This is a genomic window from Shewanella sp. ALD9, from assembly GCF_002836315.1.
GTDB lineage: Bacteria > Pseudomonadota > Gammaproteobacteria > Enterobacterales > Shewanellaceae > Shewanella.
On record NZ_PJCD01000003.1, the window covers coordinates 881,644 to 898,604 of the forward strand.

Here is a 16,961-nt window from a genome sequence, read left to right on the forward strand (position 1 = left end):
TTGACCTCAGGTCGAGATAATTAACGAGTGGTAATACAATAAAAAAGCGGCCACATATGCGACCGCTAATGTTATGTATAAGCTTATAAGACTATTTTAGCTCATCAACAAAGGCTTCTGCGCGGCCAATGTAGTTTGCTGGGGTCATCTTTTTCAATTCAATTTTTACGTGTTCTGGTAATTCAAGACCATCGATGAATACTGCAAGTTGTGCAGCATCAATACGTTTGCCACGCGTCAGTTCTTTTAACTTCTCATACGGTTTTTCAATACCGTAACGACGCATTACGGTTTGTACTGGCTCTGCCAATACTTCCCAGTTTTTGTCTAATTCAGCTAAAAGTTGTGCTTCATTCACTTCTAACTTGCTAATGCCTTTCAAGGTTGCTTGATATGCAATTAACGAGTGAGCCATACCAACGCCTAAGTTACGTAACACGGTTGAGTCAGTTAGGTCACGTTGCCATCTTGAAACGGGTAATTTAGCGGCTAAATGTTGCATTAGCGCGTTAGCGATACCTAAGTTACCTTCCGAGTTTTCAAAATCAATTGGATTGACTTTGTGCGGCATCGTTGATGAACCAATTTCGCCTGCGATAGTGCGCTGCTTAAAGTGGCCTAGTGCAACATAACCCCAAATATCACGATCAAAATCGATTAGGATGGTGTTGAAACGAGCAATGGCATCGAACAATTCAGCAATGTAATCATGTGGCTCAATCTGAGTGGTATACGCGTTCCAATTAATGCCAAGGCTGGTGACAAAACGCTGTGACAACTCATGCCAGTTTACTTCTGGGTATGCAGAGATGTGTGCGTTGTAGTTACCGACTGCACCGTTAATTTTACCCATAATTTCAACAGCGTTGATTTGGTTTAATTGACGATCTAAACGTACCGCAACGTTAGCCATCTCTTTACCAAGTGTAGATGGTGATGCTGGTTGGCCGTGGGTGCGTGACATTAACGGCACGCTTTTATTGTCATGCGCTAATTTTTTGATCGCATCAATAATCTGCTGACAATGCGGCACTAGCACTTGTTCACGCGCTTCTTTTAACATTAAGCCATGAGATAAGTTGTTAATGTCTTCAGAGGTACAGGCAAAATGGACAAATTCATCAATGGCGACTAACTCGGCATTATTGGCAATTTGTTCTTTAATAAAGTACTCAACCGCTTTAACGTCGTGATTGGTGGTGCTTTCAATCGCTTTAACGCGCAGGGCGTCTTGTTCGCTAAAGTTGTCCTTGATGCTGTCTAGCACGGCAAGGGCGGTTTCGCTAAAAGGGGGAACTTCTTCAATCTCTGGGCAGCTAGATAATAGCTTTAACCAGTTGATTTCAACTTGAACACGGTACTTAGTAAGACCGAACTCGCTGAAAATCCCTCGTAATGAGGCGGTTTTACTACCATAACGACCGTCTACCGGAGAGATAGCAGTTAGTGCGGAAAGATCCATTTGAAGCTCCTTGATGAACTTTGTTGTAGGGTGATTCGATTAATTGTTATTTTGGCTTTGTTTTGCTGTATCAAATATGGCCTTACGGGCAAACACTAAATGGCGGCGTTTGCCACCTAATTGGCGCCATAATACTGCACTGCGCATTGCAGCAAGCAGTAACGCACGAATTTTGTTTTGCACCTGAGGCTGTTTTAAGCAATCGGGATTACCTGATATTTGTAATTTAGGGCCTAATTCACTGATGATATCACTGTAAATACTGGCAAAATTGGCAAGTACTTGTTCATCGGTAATCGCAAAATGTGCCAGTTGGCGATGCACTTGATTGATGCGCTCTGCCAGCATACCCAAACCATTGGGCGAGCGGGCAAGCTTACGTTCAAGCGCTAATACGCCAACTAAGTAACGAGTGGTTTCGATATCTTTGTTACTGCCATCGCCGAGCTGATTTTGAATCAGTTGGTAGCCATTATCTAAAATGGCTTTATCTTGATAGACCTCAACTGTCGATTCAGGCTCTGTGACTAAAATAGTATTAAGCGTAGCAGCTAAGGCGTCTTTGTCACTTTCGCCGTGGCGTGCTAAATACTGCACTTGGCCAATCGCTTGTAAAATACCCGCGAAGGCCATAGTGCGTTCAAACAAGATGTTGTCTGGAGTTTGGCTCACGGATTATCCTCGAATTAAAGTATCGATTATGCCGCCACCTAAACAGATGTCACCATCATAAAACACGGCTGATTGCCCAGGGGTTACTGCGGCAACCGCCTCATCAAACATCACCGTAATATTGTCTGCGTCATCATAGGTGAGGGTACATCCAACATCACGTTGACGATAACGGGTCTTTACCGTAATCGTGCTGTTATTGGCTGGACCTTTACGATCAACCCAATGGAGCTGATTGACAGTCATACCTGTTGACATTAAACGAGGGTGATTGCCGCCTTGCGCCACAATAAGCACATTACGGACTAAATCTTTTTCGACCACATACCATGGGTCTTCATTGCTGTTTTTCAGTCCACCAATGCCAAGGCCTTTGCGTTGTCCAAGTGTGTGGTACATCAACCCTTGATGTGTACCAATCACTTCACCTTCCGATGTTTCGATATCACCAGGTTGTGCTGGTAAATACGTTGCTAAGAAGTCAGTAAATTTACGTTCACCAATAAAGCATATGCCAGTGCTGTCTTTTTTGTCGTGAGTAATGAGTCCCAATTTTTGGGCTATTTCGCGTACTTGATGTTTTTCAAGTTCACCGACAGGGAACAAGCTACGGGCAACTTGTTCGTGGCTTAAGGTGTATAAGAAGTAACTTTGATCTTTATTGCCATCAACCCCACGGAGCATTTCAACGCTGCCATCGCTATTGTCACGACGACGAACATAATGGCCCATGGCGATATAATCAGCATCTAAAATGTCGTCGGCAAATTCAAGAAATGCTTTAAATTTGATTTCTTTATTACACATGATATCGGGATTAGGCGTGCGGCCTGCTTTGTATTCTGCTAAGAAGTATTCGAATACGTTATCCCAGTATTCGGCAGCAAAATTGACGGTGTGCATTTTTATACCTAGCTTGTCGCAAACCGCTTGAGCATCTTTTAAATCATCTGCTGCAGCGCAATATTCATCAGTATCGTCTTCTTCCCAGTTCTTCATAAACAGACCTTCAACTTCGTAGCCTTGCTGCATTAACAAGTAAGCTGATACTGAAGAGTCCACACCGCCGGACATGCCGACAATGACTTTTTTTCCGTTTGAAGTAGGGCTGAGTGATGTCATAAATCCTAAAAACCTTGAAGAAAGATAATGTATATATTGTGCCGCAATGCCGATGTTTCAAGGCGATTGTGCTAGATTTTTGCTAGTCGTTAACTTGAATACTATTAGTTGCGAATATCGCAGAGATTATAGTTGCACATATCGAAGAGATTAATTGGTAAACGGTCAATTAATACGACATTTGTGCGGCGCGTATTCTATCACGCATTCGCTTAATGGGCTATCTTGAGGCACATACAAATAGCCTAATACAAGCCATTAAAAATAATCGACATTGAGCAACGATAACGGCGTGTGCTGTGCGGAATGGTTTTTATCCGTTTGTTGTAAAAAATCTTCAATACTTTTTAGCACTAATGGGCTACGAAGCTGGTTGCCAAGGGCGATGATGTCTGCAAGATTAAGCCAATGGGTAGCGGTAATGGCATTATCACCGGGTGTGGCGTGTTGTTGCTCGGCCAGCTCAATACAAAATGTATAACGAACAAAGGCTAAATCTGTAGTTGCCCGAAATTGATAGATCCCTACTAAGGCTTGTGGTGTCAGCTCAAGTCCCGTTTCTTCAACAATTTCACGAGCGCATGCTGCAATAATCGATTCATTAGCCTCTAAATGCCCCGCTGGTTGGTTAAATTTAACCTCACCGTTGATGCACTCTTCAACCAATAAAAATTTACCTTGGCAGTGGATCACGCAAGCTACAGTAGTATTAGGTTTATAGCGTTCAGTCATATTTCCCTCTTGTATAAAGCGTCTGCCAGCGATTACATTGCCGTGCTGATCACTTTGTATTCACCATTTGGTAAATCATCTAGACACCATTGACCTATTTTATAACGGATTAATCTTAAGGTTGGGTGACCTACATGTGCGGTCATTCTTCTGACTTGGCGATTTCGGCCTTCACAAATTTGCACTTCCAACCAGGTTGTTGGAATGGCTTTTCGCTCTCGCACCGGCGGGGTTCTTGGCCAAATATCAGGAGATGTCATTACGCAAACTTTAGCCGGTAATGTCATGCCGTCTTTTAATTCAACCCCATTACATAAGGCATTGATTGCCTCATCTGATGGTTCTCCTTCCACTTGAACCCAATAGGTTTTAAAGGTTTTTTGCGATGGCTGGGTAAGCTTTGCCTGCAATTGTCCGTCGTTGGTAAGCAATAGCAAACCTTCACTATCACGGTCTAAACGTCCTGCTGCGTAAACATCGGCTACTGGAATAAAGTCTTTTAATGTTTGTCGGCCTGCTTCATCGGTAAATTGGCACAACACGTCAAATGGCTTGTTAAATAATACGATGACGGGATTTTCAGGCCGTGGTTTTTGTGGCGGTCGCGATTTTGCCCTGCCACGATTGGCTGTCGCACTTGTTGCCTCTGAATTAACTGGTTTTGTAGACGCGCCAGTTCTGTAAGTAGATGTTTTTTTAAATTGACTGAATTTACCGATTTTTGACATAAAGGTATGGTTAACATCCTTTGCTAATACAAGTGAGTGAAAAGTGAACGAATATAAATTTATTTATGGTAGTTTACTGCGTATTCGCCCTTAGTGGAATTTGAAAATTACTAAGAATGATCTATGATGTCCGCCTAAAAATTGTGATCTGTACCTAATTTATCATTCTGAGATATCGGCTTTAACCGCTAAATCTCAGAGGTTTGAGAACAAAATATAATAATAAAGGGATAGGGGATTTCACATACTTGGCTTATAAAAAAGTGTGCCATGGTCGCTGACCACGGTTAACTTGTGCGAGTGTTATCCACCAAAGCCCGTCAAATGCTTACGCAATTTATTCTAATAAATTATAAATTTACAATAATGTAGGAAACAAAATGAAAGATAACACTCCAACGATCATATACACAGAAACCGACGAAGCACCGGCACTTGCCACGCTGTCTTTATTACCGATTATCCGCACTTTCACTAACGCTGCTGGCGTAAAAGTTGAAACGCGCGATATCTCTTTGTCAGGTCGTGTTATTGCTAACTTCCCTGAAAAGTTAACCGCAGAGCAAAAAATTGCTGATGCGCTAACCGAATTAGGCGAATTGGCTAATAAGCCAGAAGCTAACATCATTAAATTACCTAACGTTAGTGCATCCATTCCGCAGTTAAAAGCCTGTATTGCTGAACTTCAAGCAAAAGGTTATGACATTCCTAACTATCCTGATGAGCCTAAAAATGACGCAGAAGTTGAAGCTCAATCGCGTTATGATAAAATTAAAGGTAGCGCGGTAAACCCAGTATTACGTGAAGGTAACTCAGATCGTCGTGCACCAACGTCAGTGAAAAACTACGCCAAGAAAAACCCACATTCAATGGGTAAATGGGCCAGCGACTCTAAGTCTCACGTTGCTCATATGAACGAAGGCGACTTCTATGGCAGTGAGCAGTCTGTCACTCTAGCGGCAGCTGATAAAGTCAATATCGTGTTGACTCAACAAGACGGCAAAGACGTTGTATTGAAAAGCGGCTTAGCGTTATTAGCGGACGAAATTATTGACTCATCAGTGATGAGCAAAAAAGCGTTAGTGGATTTTTATGCTCGTGAAATCGAAGCGGCAAAATCTGAAGATGTTTTACTATCTTTACACCTTAAAGCGACCATGATGAAAGTGTCTGACCCAATATTATTTGGTCTTGCCGTTAAAGTGTTCTTTAAAGATGTGTTCGATAAGCACGGTAAATTATTTGCTGAGCTAGGCGTTGATGTAAACAATGGTTTTGGTGATGTTTATGCCAAAATTAGCACGTTACCAGAAGCTAAACGTAACGAAATTGAAGCAGATATTGCTGCTGTTTATGCTGCTCGTCCAGCACTTGCGATGGTTGATTCTGATAAAGGTATCACTAACTTACACGTACCTAGTGACATCATTATTGATGCATCAATGCCTGCAGCTATCCGTTCTTCGGGTAAAATGTGGGGTCCTGATGGCCAGTTACAAGACACCAAAGCAATGATCCCAGATCGTTGTTACGCTGGTGTTTATCAAGAAACGATTTCGTTCTGTAAAAAGCACGGTGCATTTGATCCAACTACGATGGGCAGCGTACCTAACGTGGGCTTAATGGCTCAAAAAGCAGAAGAATACGGTAGCCACGATAAAACCTTTGAAATTAAAGCTGCTGGTACGGTTAATGTGATTAACCAAGCCGGTGATGTGTTAATGAGCCATGACGTTGAAGCTGGCGACATTTATCGCATGTGCCAAGTGAAAGATGCGCCAATTCGCGACTGGGTAAAACTAGCCGTCAAGCGTGCACGTTTAAGCAATACGCCTGCGGTATTTTGGTTAGACAGTAACCGTGCTCACGATGCTGAGTTAATTAAGAAAGTGACTCAATATCTAGCTGAGCAAGATACTGCTGGTTTAGACATTCAAATAATGACGCCAGAGGATGCAACTCGCTTTACGCTAGAGCGCATCATCAAAGGTGAAGACACTATTTCGGTAACGGGTAACGTGTTACGTGACTACTTAACCGATTTATTCCCAATTCTTGAACTGGGTACCAGTGCTAAAATGTTGTCTATCGTGCCGTTAATGAATGGCGGTGGCTTATTTGAAACAGGTGCCGGTGGTTCAGCGCCTAAGCACGTGCAACAAGTCGAAAAAGAAGGTCACTTACGTTGGGATTCATTAGGTGAGTTTTTAGCACTTGCTGCGTCTTTAGAGCATTTAAGCCAAACGACCAATAATCCTAAGGCACAAGTGTTAGCAGACACCTTAGATGTGGCAATTGGTGTATTCCTTGATACCAATAAATCACCATCACGTCGTGTAGGTGAACTTGATAACCGCGGTAGTCACTTCTACCTAGCGATGTATTGGGCACAAGCATTAACTGAGCAAACGGCTGATGCAGAGCTTGCTGCACACTTTGCACCTCTAGCTAAGTCATTGGCTGCAAATGAAACGGTTATTCTTGCTGAATTGAACGGTGCACAAGGCCCAGCAGTTGATTTAGGTGGTTATTACCGTTTAGATGCAGCTAAAGCCGAACAAGCAATGCGCCCTAGTGCAACATTAAACCAGTTTGTCATTGGTTAATCTGCACAAGAACTCTCCTAACTAGGTGTGAGTTATTCTGTTAATGAATACATCTTCAATTGAAGGTGTATTAAATTGATTGAGTTGATGTTTTTTTAGGCAATAAAAAAGACAGGGATTAAAATCCCTGTCTTTTTGTTTTATAGTCTCACCAATTAGATTGTTGGCGAGATGGCTGAAGCATGCATTCCTTTGGGGCCTTCTTCAACTTCGAAGCACACAGGTTGACCTGCTTTTAAGGTACGATAACCTTCCATTTCGATAGTTGAATAGTGCGCAAATACATCTTCGCCACCCTGATCAGGGCAAATAAACCCGAATCCTTTGGCGTTGTTGAACCATTTAACAGTTCCGTTTGCCATACTTCCACTTCCTTCTGTTGTCTACTTACCAGTAAGATAGTAAAACTTATTATCCAGCGGTCTAGTATTCGCCGCCTACCAAACAGAATGAAATTTGTACGAAAATATGTCAAGTAGTAATTAACAAAAAAACAACATTTAATTAATTTAACGATATCAAGTGGTCGGGAACCAAACGAGAGGCTAGAATTAAACAATGGCTAAATTAGGCAATGTAGAACATATTGAAGGAAAGGTTGAATCTGAACTACAACCACCCCATATGTATAAAGTGGTGCTAAACAATGATGATTACACCCCGATGGACTTTGTGGTAGAAGTATTACAACGTTTTTTTGAGAAAAATGAACAGCAAGCTGTAGATATTATGTTAGCGATTCATAACCAAGGCAAAGGATTGTGTGGTGTATTTCCATTTGGGATTGCAGAAACAAAAGTTTTTCAAGTAAATCAGTTTGCAAGAGAAAACCAACATCCGTTACTGTGTACGTTAGAGAAAGTATAAAATCGATATCTCACAGTCTGTGGTTAAATTTAGGGGGTGCTTATGCTGAACAAAGACCTGGAAGTCACCTTGAACCTAGCGTTTCAGCAAGCTAGAGATTCACGTCATGAATACATGACGGTAGAACATTTATTATTAGCGCTGATTGATAATCCTTCTGCCTACGAAGCATTAATTGCTTGTGGGGCGGATGTTAATCGTTTACGAGAAGAAGTGGCTAATTTCATTCAACAAACCACGCCCATTATTGCAGAATCAACTGAAGAACGTGAAACCCAACCCACTTTGGGATTTCAACGTGTTTTGCAACGAGCTGTATTCCATGTGCAATCGTCTGGTCGTAACGAAGTTTCTGGTGCCAATGTACTCGTCGCTATTTTTAGTGAACAAGAATCGCAAGCAGTGTATTTGCTGCGTCGTTGTGATATTACCCGTTTAGATGTGGTTAATTTTATTTCTCATGGCATGTCAAAAGAAGATGATTCTGGCGAACCACAAGATCAAGAACGCATTGACGAACAATCTGAAAATCCAGAAGACCGCAGCATGTTGGCGCAGTTTGCTGCTAATTTAAATCAATTAGCCCAAGACGGCAGTATCGATCCATTAATTGGCCGTGATGCTGAAATTGAACGTGCTATTCAAACATTGTGCCGTCGCCGTAAGAATAACCCATTACTAGTGGGTGAAGCTGGGGTGGGGAAAACGGCTATTGCTGAAGGTTTGGCTTATCGTATTGTCAATAAGCAAGTGCCTGATGTTATGGCCAATGCAACGGTGTATTCGTTAGATTTAGGCTCATTATTAGCGGGCACTAAATACCGTGGTGATTTTGAAAAGCGTTTTAAAAGCTTATTAAAAGAACTCGCTGCTGATGAGCATGCCATTTTGTTTATTGATGAAATTCATACCATTATTGGTGCTGGTGCCGCTTCTGGCGGTGTGATGGATGCATCTAACTTACTTAAACCATTATTATCGAGTGGTAAGTTACGTTGCATGGGCTCAACCACATTCCAAGAATATCAAAGCATTTTCGAGAAAGACCGTGCTTTAGCGCGTCGCTTCCAAAAGATTGATATTAATGAGCCTTCAGTTGCCGAAACCACCAAAATTTTGATGGGACTTAAATCTAAGTACGAAGAATACCATGGGGTGCGTTATACCCAAGCTGCCATCAGCAGTGCGGCTATTTTATCGGCCAAACACATAAACGATCGTCATTTACCTGATAAAGCGATTGATGTGATTGACGAAGCCGGTGCGCGCATGGTGATGATGCCGCAAAGCAAACGTAAGAAGACCATTGGTCAAGCGGAAATAGAGGCCATCATTGCTAAGTTGGCGCGTATTCCTGAGAAGTCGGTATCGTCGACTGACAAGGATATGTTACGTAACCTTGAACGTAACCTTAAGATGGTAGTATTTGGTCAAGACAAAGCGATTGAGAGCCTTAGTGCTGCTATACGCTTATCGCGCAGCGGTTTAGGTTCTGAGAAAAAGCCAGTAGGCAGCTTTATGTTTGCAGGCCCGACTGGGGTAGGTAAAACAGAAGTCACTAATCAATTAGCTAATTGTCTTAACCTTAAACTGATTCGCTTTGATATGTCTGAGTACATGGAACGTCATACCGTGTCACGTTTAATCGGGGCGCCTCCAGGTTATGTGGGTTATGACCAAGGTGGTATGTTAACCGATGCTGTGATTAAAAATCCGCATTGTGTGGTGCTACTTGATGAAATTGAAAAGGCGCATCCTGATGTATTCAACTTGTTACTGCAAGTGATGGATCACGGTACTTTGACCGACAACAATGGTCGCAAAGCAGATTTTAGAAATGTCACCTTAGTGATGACCACCAACGCTGGCGTACAAGAAACTATTCGTAAATCGATTGGTTTTAGACAGCAAGATCACACTCAAGATGCCTTAGCTGAAATCAATAAAGTCTTTTCACCTGAGTTCCGTAATCGCTTAGATTCAATTGTATGGTTTAATCATTTGGATATGACCGTTATCGCCAAAGTAGTTGATAAGTTCTTAGTTGAGCTTCAGGCACAGCTAGATGATAAGCGTGTCACGCTAGATGTTAGTGATGAAGCGCGAACCTTGCTTGCAGAGAAAGGTTATGACAAGTCGATGGGCGCACGCCCAATGTCACGTGTCGTCACTGAATTGATTAAACGTCCGTTAGCGGATGAGATTTTGTTTGGTGTGCTTGAAAGAGGTGGTATTGCGCATATTGACGTTAAAGAAGGTGAGATCAATATCGATTGCGAGTCGTTAGAAAAAGTCTCGTAGGAATCAATCCATATACTTGAAAATATGCCATTAAAAAAGATGACCCATGGGTCATCTTTTTTTATGTATGTTAATTGCGCCCAATACCGTTACTTATAAATAAGCCTTCAACTCAAAGCATTTCTTACTGTTCAATTCAATGGGTATTGATAGCAAAATGGGTATTCCCTTTTTAAATCAATAAACATAGTAGTGGATCGTATGAGGTGCTTCTGCAAAACGGATTACAACCATCGCGATGCCTGGTTGAATGCTCTGATAAAGGGATACCCATTACGTTGAACATTCGTCTTGTTTGATGCGTGTTGCTTTACGTTGAATACACATTATTTATGCAGTTTGGTATAACAACAAAAAAACCGACAGGCAGTCGGTTTTTACATTGTTGAGGCTAGCGATTAACGTGCGCGGAAGACGATACGACCTTTTGATAGGTCATAAGGAGTCAACTGTACAGTGACTTTGTCACCCGTTAAAATACGGATGTAGTTTTTGCGCATTTTGCCAGAGATGTGGGCTATCACCACATGTCCATTTTCAAGCTCTACGCGGAACATTGTATTTGGCAAGGTCTCAAGGATAGTGCCCTGCATTTCAATGTTGTCTTCTTTCGCCATTAATTAGTTATCCCATTAGCCTTCAAATATGAAAAAATCGGGCGTATCATGCCCCAAAAACACTGAACTGTAAAGGGCGTTAACGAGAAAGAGCCGTAAGATTTTCACCAACTTGCCAACCGAGTGCTGTTAAAATTTGATACGGACGGTATTGACGTTTGTAGCTCATTTTCCGATTTTGATCAATTTGATAGCCTAAATATAAAAAACGTTTACCCAATGATTTTGCTAATTGGCATTGGATTAAAATCATCAGCGAACCTAATGAACGGTCAGCATAATCAGGATCAAAATAACTGTAAATTGCTGAGAAGCTGCTCATCATTTCATCGGTTACGGCTACCCCAATTAATCGCTCTTGATAAAACACCTCAATAAACATCGGCGGTAACCAATCTGATAATAAAAAATCATCATATTGGGTTGGCGATGCAGGAAACATTGGCCCATCGTTGTGACGTTCATTGATATAACGTTGATACAAATCATAGTGCTCTGGCCGTGAGGTATGAGTGACTTTCCAATGCAAATCTTGGTTGTTTTTTAAGGTTCTTTTTTGCCGTTTAGATAATATAAAATCATTAACATTCAATCTAATAGACTGACAAGCTTGGCAGGAGGGACAACGAGGTTTGTAAATAGCATTGCCGTTACGACGAAAGCCCATCGTCAGCAGTTGTTCAAACAGCGCTGCGTCTATTTGCGGCTCTTGGATCACCAGCAATTGCTCTTTATTACCTTCAATATAATTGCAATCAAAAGGCTGGCTTATTCCAACGCTGACAGATTTAGAATTCAATAAACACCTCTTGTTTGTTCCACATTGACGCTGAAGTTGTACGATCTCTGTACTGATGAAGCACCGTTAAAAACTCGCTTCTAGGTAAGGCTTTAGCCCCAAGGCTAACTAAGTGAGGATTCATAACTTGCGCATCAATCAATTGGAAATCGTGTTTCACCAAGTGTTGATTCAGTATAGCAAAGGCTGCTTTTGATGCATTTGTTTGACGATGAAACATCGATTCACCGCAAAAAATACCGCCCACCGGAATACCATACAATCCGCCCACTAGCTGTTCGCCATCCCATACTTCAATAGAATGAGCACGCCCTTGGAGATGCAGTTCATAGTAGGCCATTTGTATTTCGGCCGAAATCCAAGTGCCATCTTGGGTGTTACGGGGCCCAGCACAACCGGCAACAACATCTAAAAATGCATGATTAATGGTAAAGCGCCATGAAGACTTTTTAAGAAATTTAATTAAGCTTTTACTGCCAAAAGGATGGCTTGGTGTGAACACCGCTCGAGGATCGGGAGACCACCACAAAATGGGGTCATTAGCGTTAAACCAAGGGAAAATACCTTGGTAATAGGCTTGTGCTAGGCGGTCTGGCCGTAAGTCTCCTCCGATGGCTAATAGACCATTCGGATCAGTAAGAGCTTGCTCTGGCGGCGGGAAGCCGATGGATTGATTTAAATAAGACAGTGAGTTCACAATTGAGTATATTATTTGTAATACCTTATCGTTAACTTAGCGGAAAATGGCCATGTTTAAAATCATAACTGTAAGTGTGAAGAGTTTTTTTGCAGTATTGCTGACTATTTGTTTGTTTTGTGGTCAAAGCCAAGCTGCTTACGAACGTAATCAAGCCGTTCCAGTTGAAAAAGTGTTATACGGCCACATTGAATCTGTGAAGCATGTGACAGAGAAACAGCTGGTAGAAGACAGTCGAAGCGGTTGGAAAACCTTTGGCGGTGCATTAATCGGTGGTGTCATCGGTCATCAATTTGGTGGCGGTTCAGGTAAAGATGTTGCCACTGTTTTGGGGGCGTTGATTGGCGGTGGCATTGGCAGTCAGCACGGTAACCAACAATATTATCTTGAAACTAAGTTAGTTGAACTAATGATAAAGCAAGAAGATGGTAGCCAAGTTATGGTGATCCAAGATGCGGATCCGGGTATGAGTTTTACTGCCGGAGATGAGGTTAGGGTGGTTTACTTAACCGGTTATGTCAGGGTCGACCTAGCGATGTAAATATTCTCGATGTATTTATTGTCGATGTAATAATTCTCGATGTATTAATTCGCGATGTAATTATTCTCGATGTATTTATTCTCGATGTAATTATTCGCGATGTGAAAATGCAACTAAAACAAAAGGAGCCTAGGCTCCTTTTGTTTACACACTGTGGTCAATATTTGCTAACAATACTGTTTGATCTGTTGTTGCTAATAGAGATTAAAATCCACGCGGCAAAGTTTGATTACCGGTTGTGTTTTCGAGTTTTTTACGCCACAACTGCTTAGGCGTTAATCCGCCTGAGTTTGATTGCACTTTTTTACTCGGTTGTTTTTTCGCTGCAGTTTTTGTCGTTAACCTTGCAGCAGGCTTAATAGCTGCTTGGCTCGCAGTCGGTGCTTTTTTTACTGACGATGCAGTTAGTTGTGCATGCATGGATTCAAGTTCGCTAAAGCGCACTGATTTACCGCCGTTAATTTTGTACCAGCTGCCAGCTTGTTCAATAGAAACTGCTTGTCCAGACTGCTTTTCAAGAGCCATTTGTAGTTGGCCGATGACCTCTTCTTTAGTCAATGTTGTCATAGTTAATAACCTATTTGTTATCATGTTAAATGAAGGTTGTTACTAATTTTAATGTGTGAAGGCTACAAAAGTCCAATTAGTGGCTGTAATTGTCGGTTTATCCCTCATAAAGTCCGATTTATCAGCGTTTATGACTGCTGTTGTTGAAATATTCGACAGTGAGTTACATTGAATTATTAAACTCATCTCTAGTGAAGGTATTGAATAAATAAGCTAAAATTATCACGATACCGTTTATGATTCTGAGCAGAGGTTAATTAGTTAAATCCCTAAAAAATCGTACAACTCAGTGGCTGATTCGCTTGCAATTTAACAACGGATTGTAAGTGATAAACGGCCCATTATCTTCTGAGTTGACTTCAGAGGCTTCTATCCATTTTGTTAGGAAAATATTATGTCAACACATCATCAAGGCTCCTCTACCATTACTCGTCAAACGTTAGGGACATATTTAGACAGTTTTTTAAACGTGTCAGCCTTTAAAGACTATGCTCCTAATGGCTTACAAGTTGAAGGTAAGTCTGATATCCGCACGATTGTGACAGGCGTAACAGCATGCCAAGCATTAATTGAGCAAGCGGCGGCCGTTAATGCTGATGCTATTCTTGTTCATCACGGTTTTTTTTGGAAAAACGAGCCAGAAATTATCACTGGGATGAAGTATCGCCGAATTAAGGCATTAATGGACCATGATATGAGTTTATTCGGCTACCATTTACCGCTTGATGCCCATCACGGTATTGGAAATAATGCCCAACTAGCTTACCAGTTAGGGATTATTAGTCCTCGAGTATATGAACCAGTAGGGCAAGACTTACTCTGGCATGGTCATTTAGAGCATCCTTTAAGCGCCAGCGAATTGAGTCAATTACTGACTAAGGTACTTAAACGTGCACCATTACATATTGGTGATAACAGCAAGCCTATTTCAACCTTGGCTTGGTGTACTGGTGGTGCTCAAGACTATATTGATTATGCAGCCCAAATGGGGGTAGATGCGTTTATAAGCGGTGAAGTGTCAGAACGTACTTATCATTCTGCAATGGAGCAAGGGCTGCATTATTTTGCTGCAGGACATCATGCTACTGAACAATTTGGTATTCAGGCATTAGGGCAGCATTTAGCCAGTAAGTTTGATTTAACCCATCATTTTATTGATATCGTTAACCCAGTGTAGTGGATTAAAATACATCGCTGAATATTGGCCCGTACTTGCACTTGTAATTGCAGTGTAAAAGTCGATATTAATTATTTACCCGATAAGGACCCCCAATGACAGAGTACTTTTTACAGGCTTTTATTTATCTCACCGCTGCAGTCATTGCTGTTCCGTTAGCGAATAAATTAGGCTTGGGTTCCGTGTTGGGATATTTGATTGCGGGTGTGGTCATTGGTCCTATTGTTGGTTTAGTGGGCAGTGAAACCAATACCATTCAACACTTTGCCGAATTTGGTGTGGTGATGATGCTATTTTTGGTTGGCTTAGAACTGGAACCCAAAATGTTGTGGGCGATGCGTAATCGTTTACTGGGGCTTGGTGGCTTACAAGTTGTGGGGTCGGTTGTGGTGGTAATGGCTTGTGCAATTTATGCGGGCTACCAACTGAGTATTGCATTAACGATAGGATTAATTTTTTCACTATCCTCTACCGCAATTGTGTTGCAGACCTTATCTGAAAAACGCCTCAATAAAACCCACGCCGGAAAGAACGCATTTTCGGTATTGTTGTTTCAAGACATCGCGGTCATCCCCATGTTGGCCTTTATTCCGTTATTAGCCTTACCTGAGTTAGTTGAGAAAGCCCAAGCTGCAGTTAGTAGTATGAGTGAACAACACGAGCAGTTAAGCCTAGTGGCCTCATTACCTGGTTGGGCATATGCCATTGTACTGGTATTAGCTATTGGGGCTGTGGTGTTAGGTGGTCACTATCTCAGTAGACCATTATTTAAAATGGTCGCCGAATCAGGTGCTCGTGAAATCTCCACCGCAGCAGCACTTATGTTGGTCATCGGCATTGCGGCATTAATGAGTTTAGTGGGTATATCACCCGCATTAGGCACCTTTTTAGCAGGCGTTGTACTGGCAAACAGTGAATTTAAGCATGAGCTTGAAGCCAATATTGGTCCGTTTAAAGGCTTATTATTGGGATTGTTTTTTATCACTGTTGGCGCTGGAATCGACTTTACGATTCTATTTGCTGATTTTGGTGAAATAATTGCAATCACCTTAAGTGTTATGCTGATTAAAGCACTTGTGCTGTATTTATTAGCGTTGATTTTTAGGATTAAGGGCAGTGATCGTTGGTTGTTTGCGTTATGTTTGGCTCAAGCGGGGGAGTTTGGTTTTGTATTACTGAGTTTCAGTGTTCAACAGCATGTTATTCCAACTGATCTGGCGCAGACTTTATCTATCGTAGTCGCGTTATCGATGTTTTTAACCCCAGGGTTATTTATATTATTCGATAAAGTGATTTATCCACGCTTTCAAGTGAAAAAAAATCAACGAGAACAAGATAATATTGATGATGAGGGCACGGTGATTATTGCGGGTATTGGCCGTTTTGGCCAGGTGGTAAATCGCTTTTTAATTTCGAATAATATTAAAACCGTAGTGCTCGATTATCAGGTTTCACAGGTCGACGCTATCAGGCGCATTAATACTAAGGCCTATTTCGGTGATGCGACTCGTCCAGATTTATTAAAAACTGCTGGTATTGAACAAGCTTCGCTTTTTGTGGTGGCCATCGATAATAGAGAAAGTAGTGTGGAGTTAGTTAAATACTTACATCATACGTACCCTAAACTTAAGATTGTTGCTAGAGCATTTGACCGTGGTCATGGGCATTTATTAAAAGAGGCTGGCGCTGACGCGGTCGAGTCGGAAACGCATCATTCAGCTCTTGAACTCAGCTTGTCATCGTTACAGTTATTAGGTCATTCGGAAGAATATGTGTTGAGACGAAAGGCAACCTATAAGCGGGTTGAAAAAGAAGCCTCAAAACGTTTATACGATATGTGGTTGAAAGAATCAGTAGGTGAGCGTTTTGGTAACGATTTTATTAAACTGTTTATGTTATATGAAGAGCGATTAAAGCAGGCAATGGATGAAGATAATGCCACTCACCAACAAGATGTAGATATCCAGAACGAAGTTAATGCAAAGCAAAAACCAGACGTTGATGTTAATTCTAATCATTAATGCACTACTTTATACTTGTAGATTAATCACTGGTAGTGTTTTTCTGGATGTG

General features: G+C 41.6%; 16 protein-coding genes. 6 read left to right on the plus strand and 10 right to left on the minus strand.

The window, feature by feature from the left end; genetic code table 11:
- Nucleotides 1-91: 91 nt before the first annotated feature.
- From purB to CXF88_RS11495, 5 genes are all read right to left on the minus strand, one after another.
- Nucleotides 92-1,462 carry an adenylosuccinate lyase gene (gene purB, locus CXF88_RS11475; protein WP_101086954.1) on the minus strand — a complete coding sequence of 457 codons (1,371 nt, stop codon included), beginning with the start codon at nucleotides 1,460-1,462 and terminating at the stop codon, nucleotides 92-94.
- Nucleotides 1,463-1,501: 39 nt separating this feature from the next.
- Entirely contained in the window at nucleotides 1,502-2,134 is a 633-nt protein-coding gene (gene hflD / locus CXF88_RS11480; protein ID WP_277949089.1) for a high frequency lysogenization protein HflD, read from the minus strand.
- Nucleotides 2,135-2,137: 3 nt separating this feature from the next.
- The gene (gene mnmA / locus CXF88_RS11485) at nucleotides 2,138-3,256 is read right to left on the minus strand and encodes a tRNA 2-thiouridine(34) synthase MnmA (RefSeq protein ID WP_101086955.1); all 1,119 of its coding nucleotides are present in this window, start codon (nucleotides 3,254-3,256) and stop codon (nucleotides 2,138-2,140) included.
- Between the two features lie 258 nt (nucleotides 3,257-3,514).
- Nucleotides 3,515-3,988: an NUDIX hydrolase gene (locus CXF88_RS11490; RefSeq protein ID WP_101086956.1), complete on the minus strand. Its 474-nt coding sequence runs from the start codon at nucleotides 3,986-3,988 to the stop codon at nucleotides 3,515-3,517.
- Nucleotides 3,989-4,020: 32 nt separating this feature from the next.
- The gene (locus CXF88_RS11495) at nucleotides 4,021-4,716 is read right to left on the minus strand and encodes a pseudouridine synthase (protein ID WP_101086957.1); all 696 of its coding nucleotides are present in this window, start codon (nucleotides 4,714-4,716) and stop codon (nucleotides 4,021-4,023) included.
- 380 nt (nucleotides 4,717-5,096) lie between these two features.
- Here CXF88_RS11495 and CXF88_RS11500 point away from each other — a divergent pair, with 380 nt between their 5' ends.
- Entirely contained in the window at nucleotides 5,097-7,322 is a 2,226-nt protein-coding gene (locus CXF88_RS11500; RefSeq protein WP_101086958.1) for an NADP-dependent isocitrate dehydrogenase, read from the plus strand.
- A gap of 155 nt (nucleotides 7,323-7,477) precedes the next feature.
- On the opposite strand, the gene cspD is transcribed toward CXF88_RS11500, so the two are convergent.
- Nucleotides 7,478-7,684 (minus strand): cold shock domain-containing protein CspD, encoded by a 207-nt coding sequence (cspD, locus tag CXF88_RS11505; protein ID WP_011637711.1) that lies wholly within the window; start codon nucleotides 7,682-7,684, stop codon nucleotides 7,478-7,480.
- A gap of 196 nt (nucleotides 7,685-7,880) precedes the next feature.
- Between cspD and clpS the strand changes: the two genes are divergently transcribed.
- The gene (clpS, locus tag CXF88_RS11510; RefSeq protein WP_101086959.1) at nucleotides 7,881-8,189 is read left to right on the plus strand and encodes an ATP-dependent Clp protease adapter ClpS; all 309 of its coding nucleotides are present in this window, start codon (nucleotides 7,881-7,883) and stop codon (nucleotides 8,187-8,189) included.
- A gap of 42 nt (nucleotides 8,190-8,231) precedes the next feature.
- On the plus strand, nucleotides 8,232-10,490 hold the full coding sequence (clpA, locus tag CXF88_RS11515) for an ATP-dependent Clp protease ATP-binding subunit ClpA (RefSeq protein ID WP_101086960.1): 2,259 nt from the start codon (nucleotides 8,232-8,234) through the stop codon (nucleotides 10,488-10,490).
- Between the two features lie 398 nt (nucleotides 10,491-10,888).
- On the opposite strand, the gene infA is transcribed toward clpA, so the two are convergent.
- The 3 genes from infA to aat all read right to left on the minus strand — a co-directional run bounded on the left by infA (nucleotide 10,889) and on the right by aat (nucleotide 12,603).
- Complete coding sequence (gene infA, locus CXF88_RS11520) at nucleotides 10,889-11,107, minus strand: translation initiation factor IF-1 (protein WP_011496276.1); 219 nt, start codon at nucleotides 11,105-11,107, stop codon at nucleotides 10,889-10,891.
- 79 nt (nucleotides 11,108-11,186) lie between these two features.
- Complete coding sequence (locus CXF88_RS11525) at nucleotides 11,187-11,906, minus strand: arginyltransferase (protein ID WP_101086961.1); 720 nt, start codon at nucleotides 11,904-11,906, stop codon at nucleotides 11,187-11,189.
- The gene (gene aat, locus CXF88_RS11530) at nucleotides 11,896-12,603 is read right to left on the minus strand and encodes a leucyl/phenylalanyl-tRNA--protein transferase (protein WP_101086962.1); all 708 of its coding nucleotides are present in this window, start codon (nucleotides 12,601-12,603) and stop codon (nucleotides 11,896-11,898) included. The genes CXF88_RS11525 and aat overlap by 11 nt, the downstream gene beginning before the upstream one ends.
- A 46-nt stretch (nucleotides 12,604-12,649) precedes the next feature.
- Between aat and CXF88_RS11535 the strand changes: the two genes are divergently transcribed.
- Nucleotides 12,650-13,144, plus strand: coding sequence for a glycine zipper 2TM domain-containing protein (locus tag CXF88_RS11535; RefSeq protein ID WP_101086963.1), 495 nt, complete (start codon nucleotides 12,650-12,652; stop codon nucleotides 13,142-13,144).
- Nucleotides 13,145-13,348: 204 nt separating this feature from the next.
- On the opposite strand, the gene CXF88_RS11540 is transcribed toward CXF88_RS11535, so the two are convergent.
- Nucleotides 13,349-13,711 (minus strand): hypothetical protein, encoded by a 363-nt coding sequence (locus tag CXF88_RS11540; protein WP_101086964.1) that lies wholly within the window; start codon nucleotides 13,709-13,711, stop codon nucleotides 13,349-13,351.
- 424 nt (nucleotides 13,712-14,135) lie between these two features.
- Here CXF88_RS11540 and CXF88_RS11545 point away from each other — a divergent pair, with 424 nt between their 5' ends.
- Nucleotides 14,136-14,888, plus strand: coding sequence for a Nif3-like dinuclear metal center hexameric protein (locus tag CXF88_RS11545; RefSeq protein ID WP_277949092.1), 753 nt, complete (start codon nucleotides 14,136-14,138; stop codon nucleotides 14,886-14,888).
- 95 nt (nucleotides 14,889-14,983) lie between these two features.
- Nucleotides 14,984-16,909 (plus strand): monovalent cation:proton antiporter-2 (CPA2) family protein, encoded by a 1,926-nt coding sequence (locus CXF88_RS11550; RefSeq protein ID WP_101086966.1) that lies wholly within the window; start codon nucleotides 14,984-14,986, stop codon nucleotides 16,907-16,909.
- Nucleotides 16,910-16,961: the final 52 nt, after the last annotated feature.